The following is a 1,401-nucleotide window of genomic DNA, read 5'->3' as shown; positions in this document are numbered from 1 at the left end:
CAGTGTACCAGGAGCTGTGGAACACCGCCGTGCGCCCGCGCCCGGGCAGCGCCCGCCAGTAGCGCCAGAAGCGCGGGCGGCCGCGTTCCTCGTCGGTCTTGGGGCCGAAGGCGACGAAATCGACTGCCCGGGTGTCGAGCCAGTCGCTGAGGGTGTTGACCAGCTCACCCTTGGCGGCGTTGTCCACGCCCTCGAAGATCAGCACCAGCGGGAAGTCGGCGTGCCGCAGCCGCCACTGCAGCTCCAGCAGCTCACGGCGCAGCGGGTCGAGTTCCGCGTGGTAGGTGCGGCGGTCGACCCGCCGCCCGAGCTCGGCGGTCTCCAGCATGCCCTGTCGGTCCTCCGGGATCGGCGCGGTCCGTCAACCGGACCGTGCCCGTGCTGTCCTTTTCCCCGGAGGATACCGCCCCCGGCACGGGGACGGCCATCCGCGCGGCCTCAGCGCTGGTTCTCTTGCCAGTTCTCCGGCACGTGCCAGGGCTGGTCGTCCGCCAGCGGCTCGCGCCCGCGCACCGCATCCGCCAGGCGCTCGGCGATCATGATGGTCGGCGCGTTGAGGTTGCCGCTGACGATGCGCGGCATGATCGAGGCGTCGATCACGCGCAGGCCGTCGATGCCGTGGACGCGGCCGTCGCCGTCCACCACGGCGTCGTCGTCATGGCCCATGCGGCAGGTGCCGCTCGGGTGATACGCGCTCTCGCCGTTCTGGCGCACCCATGCGTCGATCTCCGCGTCGGTGTGCACGTCGTCGCCGGGGCCGAGCTCGCGGCCGCGGTAGGGCTGGAGCGGTGACTGGGCCATGATCTCTCGGGTCAGGCGGATGCCGTCGCGCATCTCGCGGCGGTCGCGCTCCGTGGCCATGTAGTTGAACCGGATACGCGGTGCCTCGCGCGGGTCGGCGCTCGCCAGGCGCACGCTGCCGCGGCTCTCGGGGCGCATGGGGCCGACGTGGGCCTGGAAGCCGTGGCTGTCCGCGGTGGCGCTGCCGTCGTAGCTGATGGCCATGGGCAGGAAGTGGTACTGGAGGTTGGGGTACTTCACCCCGGCCTCGCTGCGGATGAAGCCGCCGGACTCGAAGTGGTTTGTGGCGCCGAGACCGGTGTGGCGGGTCAGCCACTCCAGCCCGATCAGCGCCTGATTCCAGGGCTTGAGGGCGCTGTAGAGGGTGATCGGGCGGGTGCAGGCATACTGCACGTACACCTCCAGGTGATCCTGGAGGTTCCCGCCCACCCCGGGCAGGTGCTGGCGCACCTCGATGCCGTGCTCGCGCAGCTGCTCCGCCGGGCCGATGCCGGAGAGCATGAGCAGCTGCGGGCTGTTGATGGCGCCGGCGCACAGCAGCACCTCGCGGTCCGCCTCGATGGTGCGGCGCTCGCCGCGGTGGTAGACCTCGACGCCCAC

1 protein-coding gene and 1 pseudogene are annotated in these 1,401 nt (G+C 71.4%); both read right to left on the bottom strand.

Annotated features, from left to right (window positions below; translation table 11 throughout):
* A pseudogene (locus G7A99_RS17705) lies at positions 1–328 on the bottom strand (polyphosphate:AMP phosphotransferase); the annotation flags it as partial.
* 110 nt (positions 329–438) lie between these two features.
* The coding region (locus G7A99_RS17700) for a GMC oxidoreductase (RefSeq protein WP_205599901.1) at positions 439–1,401 on the bottom strand (963 nt) is incomplete at its 5' end.

It is taken from the genome of Arhodomonas sp. KWT (assembly GCF_010993615.1).
This window is presented reverse-complemented; position numbering and strand designations above follow the sequence as displayed.